The sequence below is a fragment of the Pseudomonas sp. 2848 genome, assembly GCF_003253945.1.
In the GTDB taxonomy this organism is placed as follows: domain Bacteria; phylum Pseudomonadota; class Gammaproteobacteria; order Pseudomonadales; family Pseudomonadaceae; genus Aquipseudomonas.
Map to the genome: position 1 here is coordinate 346,405 of NZ_QKZD01000007.1, position 23,528 is coordinate 369,932.

At 64.2% G+C, this 23,528-nt stretch carries 21 protein-coding genes and 5 tRNA genes; 19 read left to right on the top strand and 7 right to left on the bottom strand.

The window, feature by feature from the left end:
• Positions 1 to 109: 109 nt before the first annotated feature.
• The 3 genes from DFS21_RS16445 to DFS21_RS16455 form a co-directional block, all read right to left on the bottom strand.
• Positions 110 to 2,821, bottom strand: coding sequence for a dermonecrotic toxin domain-containing protein (locus DFS21_RS16445; protein WP_111532661.1), 2,712 nt, complete (start codon positions 2,819 to 2,821; stop codon positions 110 to 112).
• A 70-nt stretch (positions 2,822 to 2,891) separates the two neighbouring features.
• The gene (locus DFS21_RS16450) at positions 2,892 to 3,233 is read right to left on the bottom strand and encodes an EscU/YscU/HrcU family type III secretion system export apparatus switch protein (RefSeq protein ID WP_110704118.1); all 342 of its coding nucleotides are present in this window, start codon (positions 3,231 to 3,233) and stop codon (positions 2,892 to 2,894) included.
• The gene (locus DFS21_RS16455; protein WP_110704120.1) at positions 3,230 to 4,798 is read right to left on the bottom strand and encodes a flagellar hook-length control protein FliK; all 1,569 of its coding nucleotides are present in this window, start codon (positions 4,796 to 4,798) and stop codon (positions 3,230 to 3,232) included. The genes DFS21_RS16450 and DFS21_RS16455 overlap by 4 nt, the downstream gene beginning before the upstream one ends.
• A 133-nt stretch (positions 4,799 to 4,931) precedes the next feature.
• Here DFS21_RS16455 and ccmA point away from each other — a divergent pair, with 133 nt between their 5' ends.
• The 13 genes from ccmA to DFS21_RS16520 all read left to right on the top strand — a co-directional run bounded on the left by ccmA (position 4,932) and on the right by DFS21_RS16520 (position 14,634).
• Complete coding sequence (gene ccmA / locus DFS21_RS16460) at positions 4,932 to 5,564, top strand: cytochrome c biogenesis heme-transporting ATPase CcmA (RefSeq protein WP_110704122.1); 633 nt, start codon at positions 4,932 to 4,934, stop codon at positions 5,562 to 5,564.
• Positions 5,561 to 6,229 carry a heme exporter protein CcmB gene (gene ccmB / locus DFS21_RS16465; protein ID WP_111532677.1) on the top strand — a complete coding sequence of 223 codons (669 nt, stop codon included), beginning with the start codon at positions 5,561 to 5,563 and terminating at the stop codon, positions 6,227 to 6,229. Before ccmA ends, ccmB begins: the two co-directional genes overlap by 4 nt.
• A gap of 46 nt (positions 6,230 to 6,275) precedes the next feature.
• Complete coding sequence (locus tag DFS21_RS16470) at positions 6,276 to 7,043, top strand: heme ABC transporter permease (RefSeq protein ID WP_102685090.1); 768 nt, start codon at positions 6,276 to 6,278, stop codon at positions 7,041 to 7,043.
• Positions 7,040 to 7,216 carry a heme exporter protein CcmD gene (gene ccmD / locus DFS21_RS16475; protein ID WP_046854700.1) on the top strand — a complete coding sequence of 59 codons (177 nt, stop codon included), beginning with the start codon at positions 7,040 to 7,042 and terminating at the stop codon, positions 7,214 to 7,216. The genes DFS21_RS16470 and ccmD overlap by 4 nt, the downstream gene beginning before the upstream one ends.
• Entirely contained in the window at positions 7,213 to 7,668 is a 456-nt protein-coding gene (gene ccmE, locus DFS21_RS16480) for a cytochrome c maturation protein CcmE (protein WP_023632021.1), read from the top strand. Before ccmD ends, ccmE begins: the two co-directional genes overlap by 4 nt.
• Positions 7,669 to 7,679: 11 nt before the next feature.
• Complete coding sequence (locus tag DFS21_RS16485) at positions 7,680 to 9,653, top strand: heme lyase CcmF/NrfE family subunit (RefSeq protein ID WP_178082034.1); 1,974 nt, start codon at positions 7,680 to 7,682, stop codon at positions 9,651 to 9,653.
• A complete protein-coding gene (locus DFS21_RS16490; RefSeq protein WP_110704126.1) occupies positions 9,650 to 10,186 on the top strand; it encodes a DsbE family thiol:disulfide interchange protein in 537 nt (178 codons plus the stop codon). The genes DFS21_RS16485 and DFS21_RS16490 overlap by 4 nt, the downstream gene beginning before the upstream one ends.
• Positions 10,183 to 10,659, top strand: a complete 477-nt coding sequence (locus DFS21_RS16495) for a cytochrome c-type biogenesis protein (protein WP_110704128.1) — start codon at positions 10,183 to 10,185, stop codon at positions 10,657 to 10,659. Before DFS21_RS16490 ends, DFS21_RS16495 begins: the two co-directional genes overlap by 4 nt.
• Entirely contained in the window at positions 10,652 to 11,839 is a 1,188-nt protein-coding gene (ccmI, locus tag DFS21_RS16500; protein ID WP_110704130.1) for a c-type cytochrome biogenesis protein CcmI, read from the top strand. Before DFS21_RS16495 ends, ccmI begins: the two co-directional genes overlap by 8 nt.
• A gap of 13 nt (positions 11,840 to 11,852) precedes the next feature.
• Positions 11,853 to 12,278 carry a hypothetical protein gene (locus tag DFS21_RS16505; RefSeq protein ID WP_038706546.1) on the top strand — a complete coding sequence of 142 codons (426 nt, stop codon included), beginning with the start codon at positions 11,853 to 11,855 and terminating at the stop codon, positions 12,276 to 12,278.
• A 53-nt stretch (positions 12,279 to 12,331) separates the two neighbouring features.
• Positions 12,332 to 13,270 carry a 2-hydroxyacid dehydrogenase gene (locus tag DFS21_RS16510; RefSeq protein ID WP_111532662.1) on the top strand — a complete coding sequence of 313 codons (939 nt, stop codon included), beginning with the start codon at positions 12,332 to 12,334 and terminating at the stop codon, positions 13,268 to 13,270.
• A gap of 49 nt (positions 13,271 to 13,319) precedes the next feature.
• Positions 13,320 to 14,108 (top strand): PhzF family phenazine biosynthesis protein, encoded by a 789-nt coding sequence (locus DFS21_RS16515; protein ID WP_111532663.1) that lies wholly within the window; start codon positions 13,320 to 13,322, stop codon positions 14,106 to 14,108.
• A gap of 109 nt (positions 14,109 to 14,217) precedes the next feature.
• On the top strand, positions 14,218 to 14,634 hold the full coding sequence (locus DFS21_RS16520; RefSeq protein WP_110704134.1) for a cupin domain-containing protein: 417 nt from the start codon (positions 14,218 to 14,220) through the stop codon (positions 14,632 to 14,634).
• 54 nt (positions 14,635 to 14,688) lie between these two features.
• On the opposite strand, the gene DFS21_RS16525 is transcribed toward DFS21_RS16520, so the two are convergent.
• Positions 14,689 to 14,764, bottom strand: a tRNA-Asn gene (locus DFS21_RS16525).
• 61 nt (positions 14,765 to 14,825) lie between these two features.
• The gene (locus DFS21_RS16530; protein WP_094012465.1) at positions 14,826 to 16,022 is read right to left on the bottom strand and encodes an amino acid aminotransferase; all 1,197 of its coding nucleotides are present in this window, start codon (positions 16,020 to 16,022) and stop codon (positions 14,826 to 14,828) included.
• A 288-nt stretch (positions 16,023 to 16,310) separates the two neighbouring features.
• Between DFS21_RS16530 and uvrB the strand changes: the two genes are divergently transcribed.
• On the top strand, positions 16,311 to 18,326 hold the full coding sequence (gene uvrB / locus DFS21_RS16535) for an excinuclease ABC subunit UvrB (protein ID WP_110704136.1): 2,016 nt from the start codon (positions 16,311 to 16,313) through the stop codon (positions 18,324 to 18,326).
• A 161-nt stretch (positions 18,327 to 18,487) separates the two neighbouring features.
• Here uvrB and DFS21_RS16540 read toward each other — a convergent pair whose 3' ends face one another.
• Positions 18,488 to 19,978 (bottom strand): MDR family MFS transporter, encoded by a 1,491-nt coding sequence (locus DFS21_RS16540; RefSeq protein WP_178082035.1) that lies wholly within the window; start codon positions 19,976 to 19,978, stop codon positions 18,488 to 18,490.
• 49 nt (positions 19,979 to 20,027) lie between these two features.
• Positions 20,028 to 21,083 (bottom strand): HlyD family secretion protein, encoded by a 1,056-nt coding sequence (locus DFS21_RS16545; protein WP_111532664.1) that lies wholly within the window; start codon positions 21,081 to 21,083, stop codon positions 20,028 to 20,030.
• 141 nt (positions 21,084 to 21,224) lie between these two features.
• Between DFS21_RS16545 and gltX the strand changes: the two genes are divergently transcribed.
• The 5 genes from gltX to DFS21_RS16570 all read left to right on the top strand — a co-directional run bounded on the left by gltX (position 21,225) and on the right by DFS21_RS16570 (position 23,469).
• Positions 21,225 to 22,706, top strand: a complete 1,482-nt coding sequence (gene gltX / locus DFS21_RS16550) for a glutamate--tRNA ligase (RefSeq protein ID WP_046854712.1) — start codon at positions 21,225 to 21,227, stop codon at positions 22,704 to 22,706.
• Positions 22,707 to 22,998: 292 nt separating this feature from the next.
• Positions 22,999 to 23,074 (top strand) — tRNA-Ala (locus DFS21_RS16555).
• 72 nt (positions 23,075 to 23,146) lie between these two features.
• A tRNA-Glu gene (locus tag DFS21_RS16560) sits at positions 23,147 to 23,222 on the top strand.
• 53 nt (positions 23,223 to 23,275) lie between these two features.
• Positions 23,276 to 23,351, top strand: a tRNA-Ala gene (locus tag DFS21_RS16565).
• 42 nt (positions 23,352 to 23,393) lie between these two features.
• Positions 23,394 to 23,469: transfer RNA gene (locus DFS21_RS16570), tRNA-Glu, on the top strand.
• Positions 23,470 to 23,528: the final 59 nt, after the last annotated feature.

The following is a 23,528-nucleotide window of genomic DNA, read 5'->3' on the forward strand; positions in this document are numbered from 1 at the left end:
CTTGTTTTTTCATGGGTTTTGTCCCAATCACGATGATTGGCGATCTCCCGTTCGCGGTAAAAGACCACTCAGCGACCTTGCGAGGTACTTTCCTGCACCTTGCTACTGGTTATTTGCTCCATGAATGATTACCACCGACCTTGGCGAAGCGGTTCAGCGGCAGCAGCGTGTGCACGGCGTCCTTGCCACGCTGCATGTCGATGAACTGGTAGGCGTTGATCCGTGGCATGGCGTACAGATTTACGATCTGGCGCAAGGTGCGCAGCGCCGGCAGGTGGCGGTCGACCACATCGCTTAGCAAGGCCGGGCCGGTCATTTGGCTGAGGCGGTTGGCATAGCGGTAGAAGTTGGCTGGATCCTCGGCCAGGCTGGGCTTGCTGTCGTAGAAGTCCGGGTTTGTCTGGAAGCGAGCATGCATTTCTTCAGAAATAGCCTCCAGGATGGGGTTGCCGGGATGGCTGCCGATCAGGCTGGTGTTGTACAGGCAGTTCATCCCCATCTTCTCGTTGGACATGGGGGGCGCGAGCAGCAGGCTATTGGGGGGCGTGCACAGCTCAACATGGTCGATGGTTTCGTTTTCCCCCTGGGCCAGCAGGGTGTCGTCCACATCCATGTACAAGCCCCCCTCGTGATGCAACATAGGGTAGCGCAACACGTCGGATGCCGAGGCGTAGTTGGTGGCGGTACCGCCATTGCCATCCAGCGCTGCATCATATTGGGCGAAGTACTTGCTCTGGCGAAATACTCTGAAGAAGGCTTGCTCTTCCAGCGGCAGAACCTGCAGCCCTGGTGCTTGCGCAGCGAGCAGCCACTGGTTTTCGGCATAGACGTCGGGGTTGGCATGCGAAAGGAACAGGCGCAGAGAATAGTCACTGTCCTTGAGCCGTGCGGCATTCTTGCCCAGGTTGGTGAGCAGTTCAGGGTTGATCACCTTGTCGCCTACCCAGAGGCAATTGACCGTCTTGGGGATGGGGTAGCTGTCAGCGGCTGGCGTGGGCACTTCCACCGGCAATGGAAGATCGACCCCTAGCGCACGCAGGCTTCGGGTGCGCATGGCGTTGGTGACTAGGCGGGTGGTGGGCGCCGGCACCAGGTCCTTTCTTCCGGCCTGGGCTATGTAACCGACTGGATCTATCTCGTTGAGGTCCTCCTCACGAATAAACACATCGCGCTCCACGTCATAAACGACATGATAGTTGTAGCCTGCGATGCTCACCCCGAGATGGTCGGGATCGGCGTTGTAGAGCGGCACTCGAACAACGGAGTCGGCGATGGCCTGGTCGCCATCCGGTAGGGGGGAGATCGACTCGGGTGTGTGGAAATAGCGCGCACCTTCAGGTTCCGGAAAGCGGGGTGGGGTACTCGGGCTGAATGGGTAGCCAATCTGCTCGTTCAGCCGCGTTGGCGAGACGAAACCCTCACTTTTGAACTCGAACAGCGCCTTGGCTCCTCGGGCGCCAACGATTGCCAATGGCACGGCATTGAACAGGCCCCAGGTGATGTTCCCGAGACCATCTTCCTTCTCTTGCAGTGTCCGACCGTTGATCGCCTGGTCGAGCCCCAGGCTCAACTGTACGACACCGCCCAGGGCCAGCAGGGGAGCAAGGCCCGGCACCACGAGACAAAACGGTGCCAGCAGGTTGAGTGTGGCGGTCAGATAGCCGATCCAGCGGGCTTTGCTGACCTGGCTGTCGCGGGTGATGAGAAAGTCGGCATCGTCATAACTGCGTTGGCGCTGGCGCTCGGCCAATGCGAGGAAAAGATCGCCTTCAAGCCTGGGGTTGTATTTGCCGGGCCGATAGTTGACGTAGGTGCGTGGCGGCCAGGTACCGTCATCGTTGAAATAGCCGTGTTCAGGGGGCAGCGAGTGGCGGGCCGGGTAGTCGGCCAGGCCGTCTAGGGCCGTTTGCAGGCCGCTGAAGTCAAGGCCTTGCGGGCAGTCGGCCAGGCGGAAGTACTGTTTCAAGGCTTGCCGCTTTGCCGGGTCCTTGCACTGCTGGCCGACCCAGTCTTTCATAAGCGCCTTGCTGTTGAACTCCAGCAATGGCGAGCTGTTACCGGGCATGTAAAGTACGGTCAGGTCGCTGGCAGGGTCGTTCAGATACAACAGGTCGGTAGCAGCGTAGCCGTAGATGTTCAGCGTACTCCTGTGCAGCTGCGTGCCGCAGGGCATCAACCCGGCGGCTTGCCAGATGAGCTTCCTGGCCGGCTCGCTGAGGCTACCTTCGCCAACCTGCTTATTGCAGGCTGCTATGAAATTGAGCTTGCAAGCAAGTCTGTGGTCTTGCAGATGTTCGTTCCAGTAGCGGTCCAACTGGGCCTTGAAGGGCGTATGGAAGTCCAGGTCTTCTATGAACCGCTGGAAGGCTTCTGCGGCTATCGGCAGGTGAGTCGAGGTGTCATAGCGTTGTGGCGTGGTACGGCGGAACAAACCGTTGAACACCTCGAAGGCGGCACCGTTGTGATTGAGGCCGGGGGCTGGCAGTGTTTCCACCAGGCGTAGCGGACGATCAGGCAGGGTGCCGGCCCAGGGGTTGCGAAACAGGCTGCCGAACAGGTTGTTGTTGGCTTCACCTTGCCAGTTGCTCAGTACCGCCTGGGGCAAACTCATGCGCTTGGTAACTGCGGCGAGATAGCGATCCGGTCCATCGGGGCGGTAGTGCAGGGTGACGACGTCGATCTGCTCAGCGGCCAGGTCATGGCCCTGTTGTGCCAGCCATTGCTGGATTGCCCGGCTGGCTTCGAGATCCGGGCGCGGTACGTGGTTCAGGTGGTCGACGACGTACTGAACGCCGGCGGCGTTGATGCGGCTTGTAGACATGTTGCTCACCTTGCTCATTTGTGGGAATGGCAAGGCTGAATGGCTTTTGCAGGCTGGGGGCGGTAGCTAATTACCCGTTGCCGCCCGGTGGCAATAGCGCGGCTACCGGTGTCACGTCCCGTGGTGCGCTGGGCTCATCGCTGAACCCCGCCGGTACCTTGCCACGTAGCTGCCAGGCAAAGGCGATGATTTCGGCGATGGTCAGGTACAGCGCCTCCGGTATCTGTTCGCCCAATTCCAGGCGCGCCAGCAGGCGCACCAGCTCGGCGTTCTCGTAGATCGGTACTTCGTGCTCGCGGGCCAGGGCGAGGATGGCTTCGGCCAGTTCGTCGTCACCCTTTGCGCTCAGGGTTGGAGCCTGCTGGCCATCGTAGCTCAGGGCAATGGCCTGGCGCGGTTGCTTGCTGCTCATGCGTTCTCGTCCACCCAGCGTTGTTCCAGGCGCGTACGCGGGCCTTGAGGAGGAGTGCCGGGGTGGCATTCCAGGTCGCCGACGTCCAGGCCGCGGGCCACCAGGCGTTCGCGCAAGGCGCCCAACTGGCTGTCGATCAGGCGCGCGGTTTGTTCCTGCTGTGCCCACAGCTGGCCGGACAGCCGACCCTGGGCCAGTTGCGCCTGGACCTGCAGCGGGCCGAGCGGCGACAGGTCGAAAGCCAGCTCAATGCGCCATAAAGCTTTCATTGGATCATCCTGTTCGCGTTCACGGTCGGCCTGTTGTTCCGGGGTTTCTTCGCGTTGCAGCTTCACTTGCAGGGGAATGAACTCCTGGCCATGGCGAACCGGGATCTCGGTCTGCCAGGTGGTTTGCTGGTTGCCATTGTCGAGCGTGCCGCTCTGCTGCAGGCTGGACAGCGAATGGCTCTGCAGCCGGGAGATCGCCGCGGCGGCCAGGCGCAGCAGTTGCTGCAGGTCGCCTTCACTCTCCAGCTTCTGCAGCAGCCGCGAGGGCAGGGGAAAAGCGCTCGGCAGCGGTCGTGGGCTGATTTGGACGAGCATGCCCAGGGCGCTGCGCGCCAGGCCAGGCAGGGCCTGGGCGAGGGTACCGGTGGCCAGCGCGGTGGCCATCGGTGGATGGCCGGGCACGCTGGGCAGCGCCTGGGCCACCAGCTTGACCAGTTGTGCCTTGAGGTCGGGCGCGATCCCGCTGGCCAGCCCGCCCAGTAGCTTGGATTCGAAGAACGTGCCGCTGTTGTTCAGTGCCTGGGCCAGGCTCTTCGCATCGCCAAGTTGCCGCGCTTCAGGCAGGCTGGCGAGCAGGCGCTCGGCACTGGCGCGCAGTTCGGGGGCCATGTCGGGGCTGCTGGCGATCTGCTGGAGGCTGTTGAGCACACCTGGCAATGAGGCCTGGAGGCTTTGCTGGGTCGACAGGTGCTGGGTAACGGCCAATTGGTCCTGGCGGCCGCTCAGGGGCACGAAGCGCAGTGTTTGTTCGCCCTGCACCAGCGCGCTGAGCAGGCTGCCCACGGGAAGCCTGCGCGGGCTGTCGATGGCCAGCGTGGCACCGGCCTGGCTGCTGGTGAGCAGGCTCACCAACGAGCGGAAGGTAACGGCTGAGCCGGGATTTTGCGGCAGTGCCTGGCTGGTCAGCACCTTGGCCTGCAGCAAGGTGCCGACCGGGAGCTGCCGGGTATCCAGTTGAGTCAGGGTGGCGATGTTGCCGGCACTGGCCTGCTGCACCATCACCGCCAGGCGGCTGCTTTCGGTCTGGCTGACGGTGATCAGGCTGCCGGGAGGCATCGGCTGGCTGGCGGTGGTCAGTACCTGGATCTGGTTGCCATTGGCCTGGGTGAGCCGCAGCAGCATCTGGAATTCCTGGCCGATCTGGCGCAGGGTGACGACCTCGGCTTCGGCGGTTTCTCCAGGCGGCAGCAGACCAGGCTGGGCCTGCAGCAGGCGCAGCAGTTCGCCGGTCATCGCGGCCCGGGTCGCTTGGGCGCTTACCGCGCTTTGTGTGCTGAGACTATTGATTTCAGTCATGATTGTATACAACCTGTCGAACCAGCCCTCTTGGCAGCGCGGTGGCGCGTGCAATAATGCCGCTCGCTCGCCATTGCCAGTATAACGGCAAGGGTTGGAGCGACTTGAGACACAGACTGCATAAGGCGATACCGTGACCCTTCACCTCCAAGCTGCGGGCCTGGCCTGCGAGCGCGACTGGCGGCTGCTGTTCGAGCACCTGCACTTCGAGCTGCACCCTGGCGACATGCTGCAGGTCGCCGGCCCCAACGGCAGCGGCAAGACCAGCTTGCTGCGCCTGCTGGCAGGGCTCATGCAACCCACTGCCGGGCAGATCCTGCTAGGGGGCGAGCCGCTGGCCGCACAACGCCATGCCCTGGCCAGCATCCTGTTGTGGATCGGCCATGCCGCAGGGATCAAGGACCTGCTCACCGCTGAAGAGAACCTTGCCTGGCTCTGCGCATTGCACCGCCCGGCCAACCGCGAGGCGATCTGGAAGGCGCTGGAGGCCGTCGGCCTGCGCGGTTTCGAGGACGTGCCCTGCCATACGCTGTCCGCCGGCCAGCAGCGCCGCGTGGCGCTGGCCCGGCTGTACCTGGACTGTCCGCCGCTGTGGATCCTCGATGAACCGTTCACCGCTCTCGACAAGCAGGGCGTGGCGCAACTGGAAGCGCACCTTGCAGCGCACTGCGAGCACGGTGGTACCGTGGTGCTGACCACCCACCACACGCTCGAGCGCAAGCCGTCCGGCTACCGCGAGCTGAACCTGGGGCAGTGGGCAGCATGAGTGTATTCCTTCTTCTGTTGCGCCGTGAGGCGCAGCTGTTGTTCCGCCGCCCGGCGGAACTGGCCAACCCGCTGGTGTTCTTCGCCATCGTTGTCGCCCTGTTCCCGCTGGCGGTAGGGCCCGAGACACAATTGTTGCAAACCTTGTCGCCGGGGCTGGTCTGGGTCGCGGCCTTGCTGGCGGTATTGTTGTCGCTGGACGGGTTGTTTCGCAGTGATTTCGAGGACGGCTCGCTCGAGCAGTGGGTGCTTTCGCCGCATCCGCTGGCCATGCTGGTGCTGGCCAAGGTGCTGGCGCACTGGATCTTTTCCGGGTTGGCGCTGGTATTGTTGGCACCATTGCTGGCGCTGATGCTGGGCCTGCCGCCCAGTTGCCTGCCGGTGCTGCTCGCCTCCTTGCTGCTGGGCACCCCGGTGCTGAGCCTGCTGGGCGCGGTGGGGGCGGCGCTGACGGTCGGTCTCAAGCGCGGCGGCCTGCTGCTGGCGTTGCTGATTCTGCCGTTGTATATCCCTGTATTGATCCTGGGCAGTGGTGCGTTGCAGGCGGCGTTGCAGAATATGCCCGCCACCGGTCATCTGCTCTGGCTCGCCAGCCTGACGGCACTGGCGGTGACACTGGCACCCTTTGCGATCGCGGCCGGCCTGAAGATCAGCGTCGGCGAATAACGAGTGCCGGGCATTGCAGCCCGGCCAACACCCTGGATGTACCCTGATGAAAATAAGCTGGACGTGGTTCCACAAGCTGGGTTCCCCCAAATGGTTCTATGCCATCAGCGGCCGCATGCTGCCATGGCTGACCGTTTGCGCCATCGTGCTAATGCTGGTCGGCATCACCTGGGGCCTGGCCTTTGCCCCCCAGGACTACCAGCAGGGCAACAGCTTCCGCATCATCTATATCCATGTGCCGACCGCCATGCTGGCGCAGTCGTGCTATGTGATGCTCGCCGTGGCAGGCGTGGTGGGGCTGGTGTGGAAGATGAAACTGGCCGATGTCGCGCTGCAGTGCGCGGCGCCCATCGGTGCCTGGATGACCGCGGTGGCGCTGGTCACCGGGGCGATCTGGGGCAAGCCCACCTGGGGCAGTTGGTGGGTCTGGGATGCGCGCCTGACCTCCATGCTTATCCTGCTGTTCCTGTACTTCGGCATCATTGCCCTGGGCCAGGCCATCAGCAACCGCGACAGCGCGGCCAAGGCCTGTGCGGTACTGGCGATCGTCGGTGTGATCAACATCCCGATCATCAAGTACTCGGTGGAGTGGTGGAATACCCTGCACCAGGGCGCCACCTTCACCCTCACCGAAAAGCCGGCAATGCCGGTGGAAATGTGGGCGCCGCTGCTGATCACCGCGTTGGGCTTCTATTGCTTCTTCGGCGCCGTGCTGTTGCTGCGCATGCGTCTGGAAGTGCTCAAGCGCGAAGCGCGGGCCAGTTGGGTCAAGGATGAAGTGCTGAGCCAGCTTGGCCGGGAGGCGGCACGATGAGCTTTGCCTCCTTCAGTGATTTCCTCGCCATGGGCCACCATGGCCTGTACGTCTGGTCGGCCTACGGCATCTGCTTGGCGGTGCTGGCGCTGAATGTCGCCGCGCCCCTGCTGGCCCGCCGTCGCTACCTGCAAGAAGAGGCGCGTCGTCTGCGCCGGGAGAACAAACCGTGAATCCGCAGCGCAAGAAACGCCTGTTCATCATCCTCGGCCTGCTGGCCGGTGTCGGCGTCGCCGTGGGCTTCGCCCTGAGTGCGCTGCAGCAGAACATCAACCTGTTCTATACCCCGACGCAGATCGCCAACGGCGAGGCGCCCCTGGACACCCGTATCCGCGCCGGCGGCATGGTCGAGAAGGGCTCGGTGCAGCGCTCGGCCGATTCGCTCGACGTACGTTTCGTGGTCACCGACTACAGCAAGTCGGTACCGATCACCTACCGCGGCATCCTCCCTGACCTGTTCCGCGAAGGGCAGGGCATCGTCGCCCTTGGCAAGCTCAATGCCGATGGCGTGGTGGTGGCCGATGAGGTTTTGGCCAAGCACGATGAGAAGTACATGCCGCCGGAAGTCACCAAGGCCCTGAAAGAAAGCGGCCAGGCCGCCAGTGATGCGGGAGCCAAGCCATGAACGCGGCCCTGGTGATCCCCGAACTGGGCCAGCTGGCGATGATCCTGGCCATCTGCTTCGCCGCCGTGCAGGCCAGCGTACCGCTGCTCGGCGCCTGGCGCGGCGACAGCCTGTGGATGGGCCTGGCGCGGCCGGCTGCCTGGGGGCAGTTCGCCTTCCTGGCCTTCGCCTTTGCCTGCCTTACCCACGCCTTCATGACCGATAACTTCTCGGTTGCCTATGTGGCCAGCAACTCCAACAGCGCCTTGCCTTGGTACTACAAGTTCAGTGCCGTTTGGGGCGCCCACGAAGGCTCGCTGCTGCTGTGGGCATTGATCCTCGGCGGCTGGACCTTCGCCGTGTCGATCTTCTCGCGCCAGCTGCCCCAGGTGATGCTGGCCCGGGTGCTGGCGGTCATGGGCATGATCAGCGTGGGCTTCCTGAGTTTCCTGATCATCACTTCCAATCCGTTCCAGCGCCTGCTGCCGCAGGTACCGGGCGACGGTCGCGACCTCAACCCACTGCTGCAGGACTTCGGCCTGATCGTCCACCCACCGATGCTGTACATGGGTTATGTGGGCTTCTCGGTGGCCTTCGCCTTCGCCATCGCTGCCTTGCTCGGCGGGCGCCTGGACGCGGCCTGGGCGCGCTGGTCGCGGCCCTGGACTATCGTCGCCTGGGCTTTCCTGGGCGTCGGCATCACCCTCGGCTCGTGGTGGGCCTACTACGAACTGGGCTGGGGCGGCTGGTGGTTCTGGGACCCGGTCGAAAACGCCTCGTTCATGCCTTGGCTGGTGGGCACGGCGCTGATCCACTCGCTGGCGGTCACCGAAAAGCGCGGGGTGTTCAAGAGCTGGACCGTGCTGCTGGCCATCGCCGCGTTCTCCCTGAGTCTGCTGGGTACATTCCTGGTGCGTTCCGGTGTACTGACCTCGGTGCACGCGTTCGCCGCCGACCCTTCGCGCGGCATCTTCATCCTGTTCTTCCTGTTGTTCGTGGTCGGCGGCTCGCTGACCCTGTTCGCCCTGCGCGCCCCGGTGGTCAAGAGCCAGGTGGGCTTTGCGCTGTGGTCCCGTGAAACCTTGCTGCTGGCCAACAACCTGGTGCTGGTGGTGGCGGCGTCGATGATCCTGCTCGGCACGCTGTACCCGCTGGTGCTCGATGCCCTGACCGGGGCCAAGCTGTCGGTCGGCCCGCCGTACTTCGACGCCTTGTTCCTGCCGCTGATGGCGCTGCTGATGGTGGTGCTGGGTATCGGTGTGCTGGTGCGTTGGAAGGATACCCCCGGCAAGTGGCTGGCCGGCATGTTGACCCCGGTGCTGGTTGGCAGCGCGGTGCTCGCGCCGGTCGCCGGGCTGATCGTCGATGATTTCGACTGGCCGGCCCTCAGCGTGTTCGCCCTGGCCGCCTGGGTAGTCCTGAGCGGCGTGCGCGACATTCTCGACAAGACCCGTCACAAGGGCCTGGTCAAAGGCCTGGGTGGGCTCAACCGCAGCTACTGGGGCATGCACCTGGCGCACCTGGGGCTGGTGGTCTGTGCCCTGGGCGTGGTGTTGTCGAGCAATAACAGCGCCGAGCGCGACCTGCGCATGGCGCCGGGCGAGACCGTCGAGCTGGGCGGTTACCACTTCCTGTTCGAGGGCGCCAAACACTTTGAAGGGCCGAACTTCATTTCTGACAAGGGCACTATCCGCGTCTCGCGCAATGGCCGCGAAGTGTCCGTGCTGCACCCGGAAAAACGCCTGTACACCGTGCAGCAGTCGATGATGACCGAGGCCGGCATCGATGCCGGTTTCACCCGAGACCTGTATGTCGCCTTGGGCGAGCCGCTGGAAAACGGCGCCTGGGCGGTGCGGGTGCATATCAAACCTTATGTCCGCTGGATCTGGCTGGGCGGTCTGCTGACCGGCCTGGGCGGCTTGCTGGCGGCCCTCGACCGGCGCTACCGCGTCAAGGTCAAGACCCGGGTGCGTGAGGCCCTGGGCGTGTCTGGAGCAACGGCATGAAGCGTTGGATCATGGTCGTGCCACTGGCGGTGTTCCTGCTGGTGGCGGTCTTTCTCTACAAGGGGTTGTTCCTCAAGCCCGACGAACTGCCTTCGGCAATGATCGGCAAGCCATTCCCGGCGTTCTCGCTGGCGACGGTGCAGGATGACCGCACCCTGACCCAGGCCGACCTGCTCGGGCGTCCGGCGCTGGTCAACGTGTGGGGTACCTGGTGCCCGTCATGCAAGGTCGAGCACCCGTACCTGAACCAGCTGGCCGAGCAGGGTGTGGTGATCCACGGGGTCAACTACAAGGACGACAATGCCGCCGCGCTGAAGTGGCTGGCCGAGTTCCACAACCCTTACCAGCTGAACATTGCCGACCAGCAAGGCACGCTGGGCCTGGACCTGGGGGTGTACGGCGCGCCGGAAACCTTCCTGATCGACGCCAAGGGCATCATCCGCTACAAGCATGTCGGTGTGGTCGATGCCACGGTGTGGCGCGAGCAGCTGGCGCCGCTGTACCAGGGCCTGGTCGACGAGGCCAAGCCATGAGGCGCTGGTTTACGGCTGCCGTGCTTGGCCTGAGCCTGGCCGGCGTGGCCAAGGCCGCCATCGACACCTATCAGTTCCGCGACGAAGCCGAGCGCGAGCGCTACCAGCAACTGACCAAGGAACTGCGCTGCCCCAAGTGCCAGAACCAGGACATCGCCGACTCCAACGCACCGATCGCCGCCGACCTGCGCCGCGAGATCTTCCGCATGCTGGGCGAAGGCAAGAACAACCAGCAGATCGTCGATTTCATGGTCGATCGCTACGGCGACTTCGTGCGCTACAAGCCGGCGCTCAGCGGGCGCACCTGGTTGCTGTGGTTCGGCCCGGGTATCCTCCTGGCCAGTGGTTTCGTGGTGTTGGCGGTGATCGTCCGCCGTCGCCGCGGGCAGGCTGTGGCCGGCAACACCGAACTGTCCGCCGACGAACGCGAGCGTCTGGCCAAACTGCTGGATAAAGAACGTACCCATGACTGAATTCTGGCTTAGCGCGGGCCTGCTGCTGCTCGCCGCCCTGGCTTTCCTGCTGTTGCCGATCCTGCGTGGCCACCGCCGCCAGCAGGCCGAACAAGACCGTACCGCACTCAATGTGGCGCTGTACGAGGAGCGGGTCGCCGAGCTGGCTGCCCAGCAGGCGGCCGGGGTGCTCGATGATCGACAGCTGGCCACGGGACGTGACGAAGCCGCCCGCGAGCTGCTGGCCGACACCGAACGCGACGAGGCCGTGCGCCAGGGCCGCCTGGGCAAGGCCATCCCGCTGCTGGCGGCGGTGCTGGTGCCGGTGATGGCCCTGGGGCTCTACCTGCACTTCGGCGCAGCCGACAAGGTCGAGCTGACCCAGGAGTTCGCCAGTGCGCCGCAGTCGATGACTGAAATGACCACGCGCCTGGAGCGCGCAGTGCAGGCCCAGCCGGACTCGGCGGAGGGTCTGTACTTCCTTGGCCGAGCGTACATGGCCGAGCAGCGGCCGGCCGATGCGGCCAAGGCCTTCGAGCGTGCCGTGGCCCTTGCCGGGCGCCAACCCGAGCTGCTCGGGCAATGGGCCCAAGCGCTGTACTTCGCCGCCGACAAACAGTGGTCGGCGCAACTGCAGACGCTCACCGATGAAGCGCTGAAAGCGGACCCACGGGAAGTCACCAGCCTTGGCCTGCGTGGCATCGCTGCATTCGAGGGCGAACGCTTCCAGGAAGCCATCGACTACTGGCAGCGCCTGTTGGCGCAATTGCCGGAGGGCGATGCCTCTCGTGCCGCGCTGCAGGGTGGTATCGATCGTGCCGCCGACAGGCTCAAGGCCGGCGGCGGCAAGGTCGCCGAGGCTGCGCGCCTGAAAGTACGGGTCGAGCTGGGCGCGGCGCTCAAGGACAAGGTGCGCCTGGATGACACCGTGTTCATCTTCGCCCGCGCCAGCAATGGCCCGCCCATGCCGCTGGCGGCCAAGCGGGTGACGGTGGCGCAGTTGCCGATCGAAGTGGAGCTGTCGGATGCCGACGCGATGATGCCGCAGATGAAACTGTCGGACTTCACCGAAGTCCAACTGGTTGCCCGAGTCTCGCGCGCAGGCGTGCCGACCCGCGGCGAGTGGAAGGGCCAGAGTGCGCCACTGGCCACCACCACCCAGGCCACCCAGCACCTGACCATCGACAGCCCCGATCCGTAAGAGAGTAACCGTCATGAACAGCACCGTCCGCCTGACCCTGATCACCCTGGCCCTGGGTCTTTCCGCGTGTACGGTGCACCAGCCGGGGGAGCGTGAACCGCTGCCGCCGATCGAGACCACGCCGCCACCGCACCAGGGGCCGGTGGTCAAGCCACTGCCAGGTGGCCAGCCGGGTACCCAGCCGAGCAAGCCGGCGGCGATTCCCAAGCCCATGCCACGCACTTCTGCCAGCTTCGCGCCGCCGCCCGGTGGCGCCAGCCATTGGGACCCGAAGCTGGGGGTCTATGTGCTGGAGAAGCAACCCAACACCTTCTACCGTCAGCGCACCTATTATCGCTGGAACAATGGCTGGAGCTGGTCGCTCAGTCCTAGCGGGCCTTGGCAGGAAACCGACAGCAGTGGCGTGCCGGGCGGCCTGGGCAGGGCGTTCGCGCAGTAGCGATTGTCTGGTGGGCTGGCATAATCCCTCTTCGCATACAACCGGAGGGTGGCATGAGCAAGACAGTCCTGGTGCTGGTGGAAACCGTCGATGACTACCTGCCGCTATTGGAACAGGCCGGCTACCGGCTGATTCGCGCACCGTCGCCGCAGATGCGCGCCGACGCCATCGCTCGCCATGCAGGCGAGATCGACGCCGTGCTCACCCGCGGTCCGCTGGGCCTCACGGCCGAAGAAATTGCCACGTTGACCCAACTCCAGATCATCTGCGTGATCGGCGCCGGCTACGAGCAGGTCGACCTCGAGGCCGCCGCAGCGCGCGGTATTACCGTTACCAATGGCGCTGGTGCAAACGCCGGTCCCGTTGCCGACCACGCCATGGCGCTGCTGCTGGCTTTGTTGCGCGATATCCCGCGTGCCGATGCCAGTACCCGGCGCGGCGAGTGGAACCGGGTGATCAGCCCCTCGGTCAGCGGCAAGCGCCTGGGTATCATCGGCCTGGGCGCGGTCGGCCAGGCCATCGCCCGCCGTGCGAGCCAGGGCTTCGACATGAATGTCAGCTACCACAGCCGCACGCCCCGCCAGGACCAACCGTACACCTGGTACGACAGCCCGTTGCACCTGGCCGATGCCGTGGACATCCTGGTGGTCGCCACGCCCGGCGGCGCTGCTACCCGGCAGCTGGTCGATGCCCCGGTGCTGGCGGCCCTGGGCGCCGAGGGCTATCTGGTGAATATCGCCCGCGCCAGCGTCGTGGACACCCCGGCGCTGATCGCAGCGTTGGAACAGGGCGTGATCGCGGGCGCCGCGCTGGATGTATTCGATGATGAACCGGCAGTGCCCGCTGCGCTGAAGGCGCTGGGCAACACGGTGCTGACCCCGCATGTGGCCGGGCAGTCGCCGGAAGCGGCGCGCGACACCGTGACCCTGGTGCTGCGTAACCTGCAGGCGTTCTTTGCCGGCGAGCCGGTGTTGACCCCGGTTCTCGGTTGAACCCTTTTCGAGTCCGCCCGGCATTGCGCCGGGCTTGAGGAGCCTTTGCATGCAACTAGAGATCTTCCAGGTCGATGCCTTTTCGTCCACGCCTTTCGGCGGCAACCCTGCGGCGGTGATTCCCCTGCAGCAGTGGCTGGCCGACGACGTTCTGCAGCGCATCGCCGAAGAGAACAACCTGTCCGAAACGGCTTACTTCGTGCGAAATGGCGAAGCGTTCGACCTGCGCTGGTTCACCCCGGCGGTGGAAGTCGATCTGTGCGGGCATGCGACATTGGCCGCGGCCTGGGTGCTGTTCGAGCAACTGGGGGAGCAGGCCGAGGTGCTGCGCTTCAATACCCGCAGCGGGGAGTTGCGGGTGAGCCGCAATGCCGATGGTCTGCTGGCGATGGATTTCCCGGCCAAGCAGCCGGTTGCCGTCGAGATTGCGCCGGGGTTGCTCGAGGCGTTGGGGTTGAGCGAGGCCCGGGCGTTGTATCGGACGGACGATTATGTGCTGGTGATCGACGATGCTTCGCTGATCGAAGGGCTCAAGCCGGATTTCGTGGCGTTGTCGTCATTCGATGTGCGGGGGATTGCAGTGACGGCGGCGGGGCGTGGGTTCGATTTCGTCACGCGGTGGTTCGGGCCGAGGGTGGGCGTCAATGAAGATCCGGTAACCGGGTCGGCCCACACTTCCCTGGCGCCTTATTGGGCTGAGCGGCTGGGCAAAAACAGCTTGCGCTGTGAGCAGGGTGGGGCGCGCAAGGGGCAGTTGCAGTGTGATGTGCCGGGCAATGGGCGAGTGATCATCAGTGGGCGGGGGGCGCTGTATCTGCGGGGTGTTATTTTTATTTGAGTGCCGCTGGCGGGCGGCCAATCGGCCTCCCGCTTTTTCCGTGAATTGGCCGTTTGCCCATGGTGACGCCGGGCTTAACCTGCAGGCAGATCCCTACAGGAGAAGCCCCATGCGATCTGTCCATTTCCCCGCGGCCCTGCTGACGCTCGGCCTGCTCGCCCCACTGTCCCTGGCCTGGGCCCATGGCGAAAAGCCTGATCAGGTCAGAATCCTCCAGGAGCAGCTCCCCACCAATGCCCCCGGCAACAAAGCCGTGATGCTCACGGTGAGCTATGCCCCTGGCGAGGCATCGCCCGGCCACTGGCATCCGGGTGCGGTCATGGCCTATGTGCTGGAAGGGGCGGTGACATCCAAGCTCAATGACGAACCGGAGAAGACCTACAAGGCCGGCGAATTCTGGTACGAGGCCCCGGGGACGGTGCACAGCGTCTCACGCAATGCCAGCAAAAGTGCGCCAGCCAAGCTTCTGGTATGGAGCCTGGTGGAGGAGGGCAAGCCGGTGACCGAGCCGTTGCCAAAGCGCTGAACCGCAGGCAATAAAAAACCTCCAGTGCTTGCGCCTCTGGAGGTTTTCAGTGTTTGGCTCCGCGACCTGGACTCGAACCAGGGACCCAATGATTAACAGTCATTTGCTCTACCGACTGAGCTATCGCGGAATCTGCGCGTATCTTACTGCGTGTCTTGGGGAAGTCAAGCTTCCCCAAGACAATCAAGCAGTTACAGCACTTCTACGATGGCCTTGGTGACCACGTGGATGTTGCTCTGGTTCAGCGCGGCGACCGCGATGCGGCCAGTGTCCAGCGCGTAGATGCCGAACTCGTTCTTCAGGCGTGCCACTTGTTCAACGGTCAGGCCCGAGTAGGAGAACATGCCGCACTGGCGGCCGACAAAGCTGAAGTCACGCTTGGCGCCGTACTCGGCCAGCAGCTCGACCATCTGCTTGCGCATGCCGTGGATACGCTCGCGCATCTCGGCCAGCTCGGTTTCCCACATCTGGCGCAACTCGGGGCTGTTGAGCACTGCGGCGACGATGCTGGCGCCGTGGGTCGGCGGGTTGGAGTAGGTGGTGCGGATAACCCGCTTGACTTGCGACAGCACGCGGGTGCTCTCGTCCTTCGAGGCGGTGACGATCGACAGTGCCCCGACACGCTCGCCGTACAACGAGAACGACTTGGAGAACGAGCTGGAGACGAAGAACTCCAGGCCCGATTCGGCGAACAGGCGCACGGCGAAGGCGTCTTCGTCGATGCCGGCACCGAAGCCTTGGTAGGCCATGTCGAGGAACGGGATGTGGCCTTTGGCCTTGACCACTTCCAGCACGTTCTTCCAGTCGTCCAGCGACAGGTCGACGCCGGTCGGGTTGTGGCAGCAGGCGTGCAGCACGATGACCGAGCCCGATGGCAGGCTATTCAGGTCTTCGAGCATGCCGGCGCGGTTGACGTCCTGGCTGGCGGCATCGTAGTAGCGGTAGGTCTGTACCGGGAAGCCGGCGCTCTCGAACAGGGCGCGGTGGTTTTCCCAGCTCGGGTCGCTGATGGCGACCACGGCGCCCGGCTGCAGGCGCTTGAGGAAGTCGGCGCCGATCTTCAGCGCGCCGGTACCGCCGACAGCCTGCACGGTGACCACGCGGCCTGCGGCCAGCAACGGCGATTCGGCGCCGAAGATCAGCTTCTGCACGGCCTGGTCGTACTGGGCGATGCCGTCGATCGGCAGGTAGCCGCGGGAGGCGTGCTGGGCGGCACGGGCGGTCTCGGCTGCGATCACCGCGCGCAGCAGCGGGATGCGGCCCTCCTCATTGCAGTAGACGCCCACGCCCAGGTTCACCTTGTCGGTGCGTGGGTCGGCGTTGAATGCTTCGTTGAGGCCCAGGATAGGGTCGCGGGGTGCCAGCTCGACAGCGGAAAACAGGCTCATTGTTACCTTGGCTCTGATAGGAGAGTGATAGGGTCGCCACGCTCCAGCCGAAGGCACTGAAGCGGTGCACAAACGGGGAGTCAGTATAGTGATACCCACCGGTCACTGCGACAGTCTGGCGCAGCTTTTCCGGCTGTTTGCGCAAATATTTTTCGACCATTGGTCGAATTGCCCGGTCCATTGCCTTGAAGGGGCGAGGGTCGCACTTGAATCTGGCGCCCCGGGGGCGCATTTGGGTATAGACTACTGGCTAAATTTACAGTTGCCGCGACATCCACGAGGTCCGTCATGTCCGAGTTCCAGCTCGTCACCCGCTTCCAGCCGGCCGGCGATCAGCCCGAGGCCATCCGCCAGATGGTCGAGGGCATCGACGCCGGCCTTTCGCACCAGACCCTGCTCGGGGTGACCGGCTCGGGCAAGACCTTCAGTATCGCCAACGTCATCCAGCAGGTGCAGCGCCCGACCATGGTGCTGGCGCCGAACAAGACCCTGGCCGCCCAGCTCTACGGCGAGTTCAAGGCATTCTTCCCGAACAACGCCGTCGAATACTTCGTCTCCTATTACGACTACTACCAGCCGGAAGCCTATGTGCCGTCGTCGGACACCTTCATCGAGAAGGACGCCTCGATCAACGACCATATCGAACAGATGCGCCTGTCGGCGACCAAGGCGCTGCTGGAGCGGCGCGACGCGATCATCGTCACCACCGTATCGTGCATCTACGGCCTGGGCAGCCCCGAGACGTACCTGAAGATGGTCCTGCACGTCGACCGTGGCGACAAGCTCGACCAGCGCGCCCTGCTGCGGCGCCTGGCCGATCTGCAATACACCCGCAACGAGATGGATTTCGCCCGCGCCACCTTCCGCGTGCGCGGCGACGTGATCGACATCTTCCCGGCCGAATCGGACCTGGAGGCCATCCGCATCGAGTTGTTCGATGACGAAGTGGAGAACATCGCCGCCTTCGACCCGCTCACCGGCGAGGTCATCCGCAAGCTGCCGCGGTTCACCTTTTACCCCAAGAGCCACTACGTGACCCCACGGGAAACCCTGGTCGAGGCGGTGGACGGCATCAAGGAAGAACTCAAGCAGCGCCTTGAGTACTTGAACTCGAGCAACAAGCTGGTCGAGGCGCAGCGCCTGGAGCAGCGCACCCGTTTCGACCTGGAGATGATCCTCGAGCTGGGCTACTGCAACGGCATCGAGAACTACTCGCGCTACCTCTCCGGCCGCCCGGCCGGCGCGCCGCCGCCCACGCTCTACGACTACCTGCCGGATGACGCGCTGCTGGTGATCGACGAATCCCACGTCAGCGTTCCCCAGGTCGGCGCCATGTACAAGGGCGACCGTTCGCGCAAGGAAACCCTGGTGGAGTACGGCTTCCGCCTGCCGTCGGCCCTCGACAACCGGCCCATGCGTTTCGATGAGTGGGAGGCGGTCAGCCCGCAGACCATCTTCGTCTCCGCTACTCCCGGCCCCTACGAGGCCGAGCACGCCGGGCGGGTGGTGGAGCAGGTGGTGCGGCCGACCGGCCTGGTCGACCCGCAGGTCGAGGTGCGCCCGGCGCTGACCCAGGTCGACGACCTGCTCTCGGAGATCGGCAAGCGCGTCGCCCTGGGCGAGCGGGTGCTGGCCACCACGCTGACCAAGCGCATGGCCGAGGACCTCACCGACTACCTGGCTGACCATGATGTGCGGGTGCGCTACCTGCACTCGGACATCGACACCGTCGAACGGGTCGAGATCATCCGCGACCTGCGCCTGGGGACTTTCGACGTGCTGGTGGGGATCAACCTGCTGCGCGAGGGCCTGGACATGCCCGAGGTGTCGCTGGTGGCGATCCTCGACGCCGACAAGGAAGGTTTCCTGCGCTCGGAGCGCTCGCTGATCCAGACCATCGGCCGCGCTGCGCGTAACCTCAACGGCAGGGCGATTCTATACGCCGACAACATCACCGGCTCCATGCAGCGCGCCATCGACGAGACCGAGCGACGCCGCGAGAAGCAGGTCGCCTTCAACCAGGCCAACGGCATCGTGCCCAAGGGCGTGGTCAAGGACATCACCGACATCCTTGAAGGCGCCACCGTGCCCGGAGCCCGCAGCAAGAAGCGCAAGGGCATGGCCAAGGCGGCGGAAGAGGCCGGGCGCTACGAGGTCGAGCTGCAGACCCCGGCACAGATCACCAAGCGCATCAAGCAACTGGAAGAGAAGATGTTCCAGTTTGCCCGCGACCTGGAGTTCGAGGCGGCGGCGCAATTGCGCGACGAGATCGGACAGTTGCGCGAACGCTTGCTGGCCAGTTGATGGATCAGGGTGTTATCTCTGTGGGAGACAGGGGCCGCTTCGCAGCCCATTCGCCGGCAAGCCGGCTCCCACAGTGTTTGCGCAAGTTTGGGTAAATACCTTGAAATCGACGCGGTCGGTGTGGGAGCCGGCTTGCCGGCGATGGGGCGGGTAGCGCCCCCTCAATGTGCTTCCCCGGCCTTCAACCCCTGTGGCAGCTTGCGCGTCAACAGCACCGCCAGCATGCTCACCACCAGGCCGATGCCGACAAAGTGGAAGGCATCGTTGTAGGCCATGATCAAGGCCTGCTGGTGGGTGATCTCGGACAGTTTGCCCAGTGCCGCATTGTCGCTGCCCAGGCGTTCGGCCAGTTGCGCCAGGCGTTCGGCGACCTGCGGATTGTTCGGCACCACCGCCTCGCGCAAATAGTCGAAGTACACCTTGGTCCGCGCATCCAGTAGCGTCGCCAGCAGGGCGATGCCGATGGCGCCTCCCAGGTTGCGCAGGATATTGAACAGGCTCGAAGCCGACCCTGCGTCCTGCGGCTGGATGTAGGCGGTGGCGATCAGCGAGATGGTCACCATGATCATCGGCTGGCCGAGGGCGCGGATCACCTGGATCTGGTTGAACTGCGGGCCGGCAAAATCCGGGTTGAGCACGCCGGAGCCGAAACTGGCCGCGCCGAACAGGCAGAAGCCCAGGGCGCACAGCACCTTCGGCGGGATCACCTTCATCAGTTGCGGTACCAGCGGGATCAGGAACAGCTGCGGTACGCCCATCCACATGATCACCTTGCCGATCTGCAGGGCGTTATAGCCCTGCACCTGCGCCAGGTAGAGCGGCAGCAGGTAGATCGAGCCATACAGGCCGACACCCATGCCCAGGCTGGCGATGCTCGACAGGCCGAAGTTGCGGTTGCCGAGGATGCGCAGGTTGATCAACGGGTGCGGCCGGGAGAACTGCAGGATCACGAACAGGATCAGGGCGAGGAGGGCGACGGTGCCCAGGCTGACGATCAGGCCCGACTCCAGCCAGTCCTTGCGATGGCCTTCCTCGAGAAACACCTGCAGGCAACCCAGGCCCAGGCCGAGGGTGACGATGCCGGCGTAGTCGGTGCTCTTGAGCAGTTCCCAGTGGGCTTCCTGCTTTTCCAGCCCGTAGAGCAGCCCGGCGATCATCAGCAGCCCCGGCGGGATGTTGATGTAGAAGATGTATTCCCAGCCCCAGTTCTCGGTCAGCCAGCCGCCCAGGGCCGGGCCGATGGACGGGGCGAAGGTGGCGGTCATGGCGAACATGGCCATGCCCTTGGCGCGGTGGTGCTCGGGTAGTTTGATGAGCGTCAGGGTGAAGGCCAGCGGGATCAGCGCGCCGCCGGTGAAGCCCTGCAGGGCGCGGAACACGATCATGCTCTCGAGGTTCCAGGCCATCGAGCACAGCAGCGACGACAGCAGAAATCCCAGCGATACCCACACCGCCAGGCGTCGGGCCGAGAGCAACTGCACCAGCCAGGCGGTCAGCGGGATCATGATGATCTCGGCCACCAAGTAGGAGGTGGAGATCCATGAGCCTTCCTCCAGGGTCGCCGACAGCGCGCCCTGAATGTCCTTGAGCGAGGAGTTGGTGATCTGGATGTCCAGCACCGCCATGAAGGCGCCGAGCATCACGCTCATCACCGCGATCCAGTCACGCCGGGTCGGCTCGGCGGTGGGGCGCAGCAGCGCGTCACCGGCCATGCTGGTCGTCGTCTTCGCCACGCAGGTCGACGGTGACGGTAACCGACATGCCTGGACGGATGCGACCGTGCAGGGGGGTGTCCGCGGCGAAGGTCAGCTTGACCGGAAGGCGCTGTACGACCTTGGTGAAGTTGCCGGTGGCGTTGTCCGGCGGCAGCAGGCTGAACTGCGCGCCGGAGGCGGCGAACAGGCTGTCGACACGGCCTTCGACCGGTGTATCGGGGTAGCTGTCGAACACCAGCTCGGCGCGTTGGCCGGGGTGCATCCTGCCGATCTGGGTTTCCTTGAAGTTGGCCTGTACCCAGATGTCTTCGTCGGGGACGATAGACAGCAGGTAGGCGCCGGCCTGCACCACCTGGCCGTTGCGTGCGTTGCGCTGGCCGATGGTGCCGCTGATCGGCGCGTGGATCGCGCAGCGGGTCAGGTTCAGCTCGGCCTGGGCCAGGTCGGCGTGGGCATTGGCGATCTGTGCGTCGAGGCGCTTGAGTTCGGCGGCCAGGGCGTCGACCTGTTGGCGCTGGCCCTTGAGGTCGGCCTGGGCCTTGTCCACCTGGGAGCGGGCGACATGGCTTTCGGCCGACAGGGTTGTCACTCGCTCTTCGGAGACGAACCCAGGTTTGCGCAGGGCTTGGGCGCGGTTGAGGTCCAGTTGCGAGCGGTCGAGGGTGGCCTGGTTGGCGGCAACCTGGGCCTGGCCCGCCGCGATCAGGCTGCCTTGCTGGGTCAGGCGGCTGCGCGCCTGGGCGAGTTCGGCTTCCCGGCTGGCCAGGGCGGCGCGAGCACGCTCGACGGCCAGCTCGAAGTCAGCGGCCTCCAGGCGCACCAGCACGTCGCCTTTGCTCACGTGCTGGTTGTCCTCGACGCGCACCTCGTCGATACGCGCCCCCAGCTGGCTGGAGATACGCGTGATCTCGCCCTGCACATAGGCGTTGTCGGTGCTCTCGTAGAAGCGTCCCTTGAAGTACCAGTGGGCCAGGAAGGCGAGGCCGACCAGCAGCACCAGGGTGATGAAGACCAGCAAGCGACGTTTGAGTGGGCTAGGCATGGGGGCATTCATTGCAAAAGTGTAAGTAAATTTAACAGCGGCCGATGGCAAGGTCACAAGTGACGATAGCGCCATTGCTGGAGCCCGATGCCCGCTCCCTGCTAACATCGCGCCTTTGTTTCTCTTCGTTCGAGACTCTCAATGACCACCGTTCGCACGCGTATTGCGCCATCGCCCACCGGCGACCCCCATGTCGGCACCGCCTACATCGCCCTGTTCAACTACTGCTTCGCCAAGCAGCATGGCGGTGAGTTCATCCTGCGTATCGAAGACACCGACCAGTTGCGCTCCACCCGTGAGTCGGAGCAGCAGATCTTCGACGCACTGCGCTGGCTCGGCATCGAATGGAACGAAGGCCCGGACGTCGGCGGCCCGCATGGCCCGTACCGGCAGAGCGAGCGCGGCGAGATCTACGCCAGATATGCCAAGGAGCTGGTCGATGCAGGCCATGCCTTCTACTGCTTCTGCACCGCCGAAGAGCTGGAGCAGATGCGTGCCGAGCAGATGGCTCGCGGCGAAACCCCGCGCTATGACGGCCGCGCGCTGCTGCTGAGCGACGAGGAAGTGCAGCGGCGTCTGGCCGCTGGCGAGCCCCACGTGATTCGCATGAAGGTGCCGAGCGAAGGCATCTGCGTGGTCCCGGACATGCTGCGTGGCGATGTCGAGATTCCATGGGATCGCATGGACATGCAGGTGCTGATGAAGAACGACGGCCTGCCGACGTACTTCCTGGCCAACGTGGTCGACGACCACCTGATGGGCATCACCCATGTGCTGCGTGGTGAAGAGTGGCTGCCATCGGCGCCCAAGCTGATCAAGCTGTACGAGTACTTCGGCTGGGAGCAGCCCAAGCTGTGCTACATGCCGCTGCTGCGCAACCCGGACAAGAGCAAGCTGTCCAAGCGCAAGAACCCGACCTCGGTGACCTTCTACGAGCGCATGGGCTTCATGCCCGAAGCCATGCTCAACTACCTGGGGCGCATGGGCTGGTCGATGCCGGACGAGCGCGAGAAGTTCTCGCTGGCCGAGATGGTCGAGCACTTCGACCTGTCGCGCATCTCCCTCGGCGGGCCGATTTTCGATATCGAGAAACTGTCGTGGCTCAACGGCCAATGGCTGCGTGAACTGCCGGTGGAAGAGTTCGCCGCGCGCGTGCAGAAGTGGGCGTTCAACAGCGACTACATGATGAAGATCGCCCCGCATGTTCAGGGCCGGGTCGAAACCTTCAGCCAGGTTGCCCCGCTGGGCGGCTTCTTCTTCGAAGGCGCGCTGAAGCTCGATGCCAAGCTGTTCGAGAGCAAGAAACTGTCGGCCGACCAGGTACGCCAGGTGATGCAGCTGATCCTGTGGAAGCTGGAAAGCCTGCGCCAGTGGGAAAAGGACCGCATCACCGCCTGCATCCAGGCCGTGGTCGAGTCGCTGGAGCTCAAGTTGCGCGACGCCATGCCGCTGATGTTCGCCGCCATCACCGGCCAGGCCAGCTCGGTGTCGGTGCTCGACGCCATGGAAATCCTCGGCCCCGACCTGACCCGCTACCGTCTGCGCCAGGCCATCGACCTGCTCGGCGGCGTGTCGAAGAAGGAAAACAAGGAGTGGGAAAAGCTGCTGGCGAACATCGCCTGATTGCTTTCCAGCCACGTGGGAGCGGCGATGCGGCGACCCGATTTGCCCCGCGATTGCGATGTCGGATTCATGACCGCCATCGCGGGTCAAGCCCGCTCCCACGGGCCGCACTCCTCGCAGAGGGGCAGGGCAGGGCGGTAAGTGATTGTTATCTGTGAAAAAATTTTTGAATATTTTCGAAAATTCGTTTGACAGCCTTGCAATCCGATCTTAATATGCGCCCCGTCCACAGCGATGAACGAAAACGAAACGCCAGGCACCCAGCCAGCGATTCGGTTCAAAGCGACATTGTGGGGCTATAGCTCAGCTGGGAGAGCGCCTGCATGGCATGCAGGAGGTCAGCGGTTCGATCCCGCTTAGCTCCACCAAATTCCGCTTGATGGCCAAGGCCGTCAGGCAAGACCGGTTCCAGCGAACGGGTCTTGAAGGTAAGAAGGTTAGTCCCCTTCGTCTAGTGGCCTAGGACACCGCCCTTTCACGGCGGTAACAGGGGTTCGAGTCCCCTAGGGGACGCCAGTTTTGCACAAGCGATGTTGCATGATGTCGCTGGGCCGAGAGGCTAGAAATCCGGGGCTATAGCTCAGCTGGGAGAGCGCCTGCATGGCATGCAGGAGGTCAGCGGTTCGATCCCGCTTAGCTCCACCAATTTTGCCGCGATTCGCGAGAGCGGATCGGCACGAAGGTTACGTCCCCTTCGTCTAGTGGCCTAGGACACCGCCCTTTCACGGCGGTAACAGGGGTTCGAGTCCCCTAGGGGACGCCACTTTTACCCGCGTTTTGCGGGAGTTGAAAGGCTCATCATCCAGATCGATGAGTCTTTTG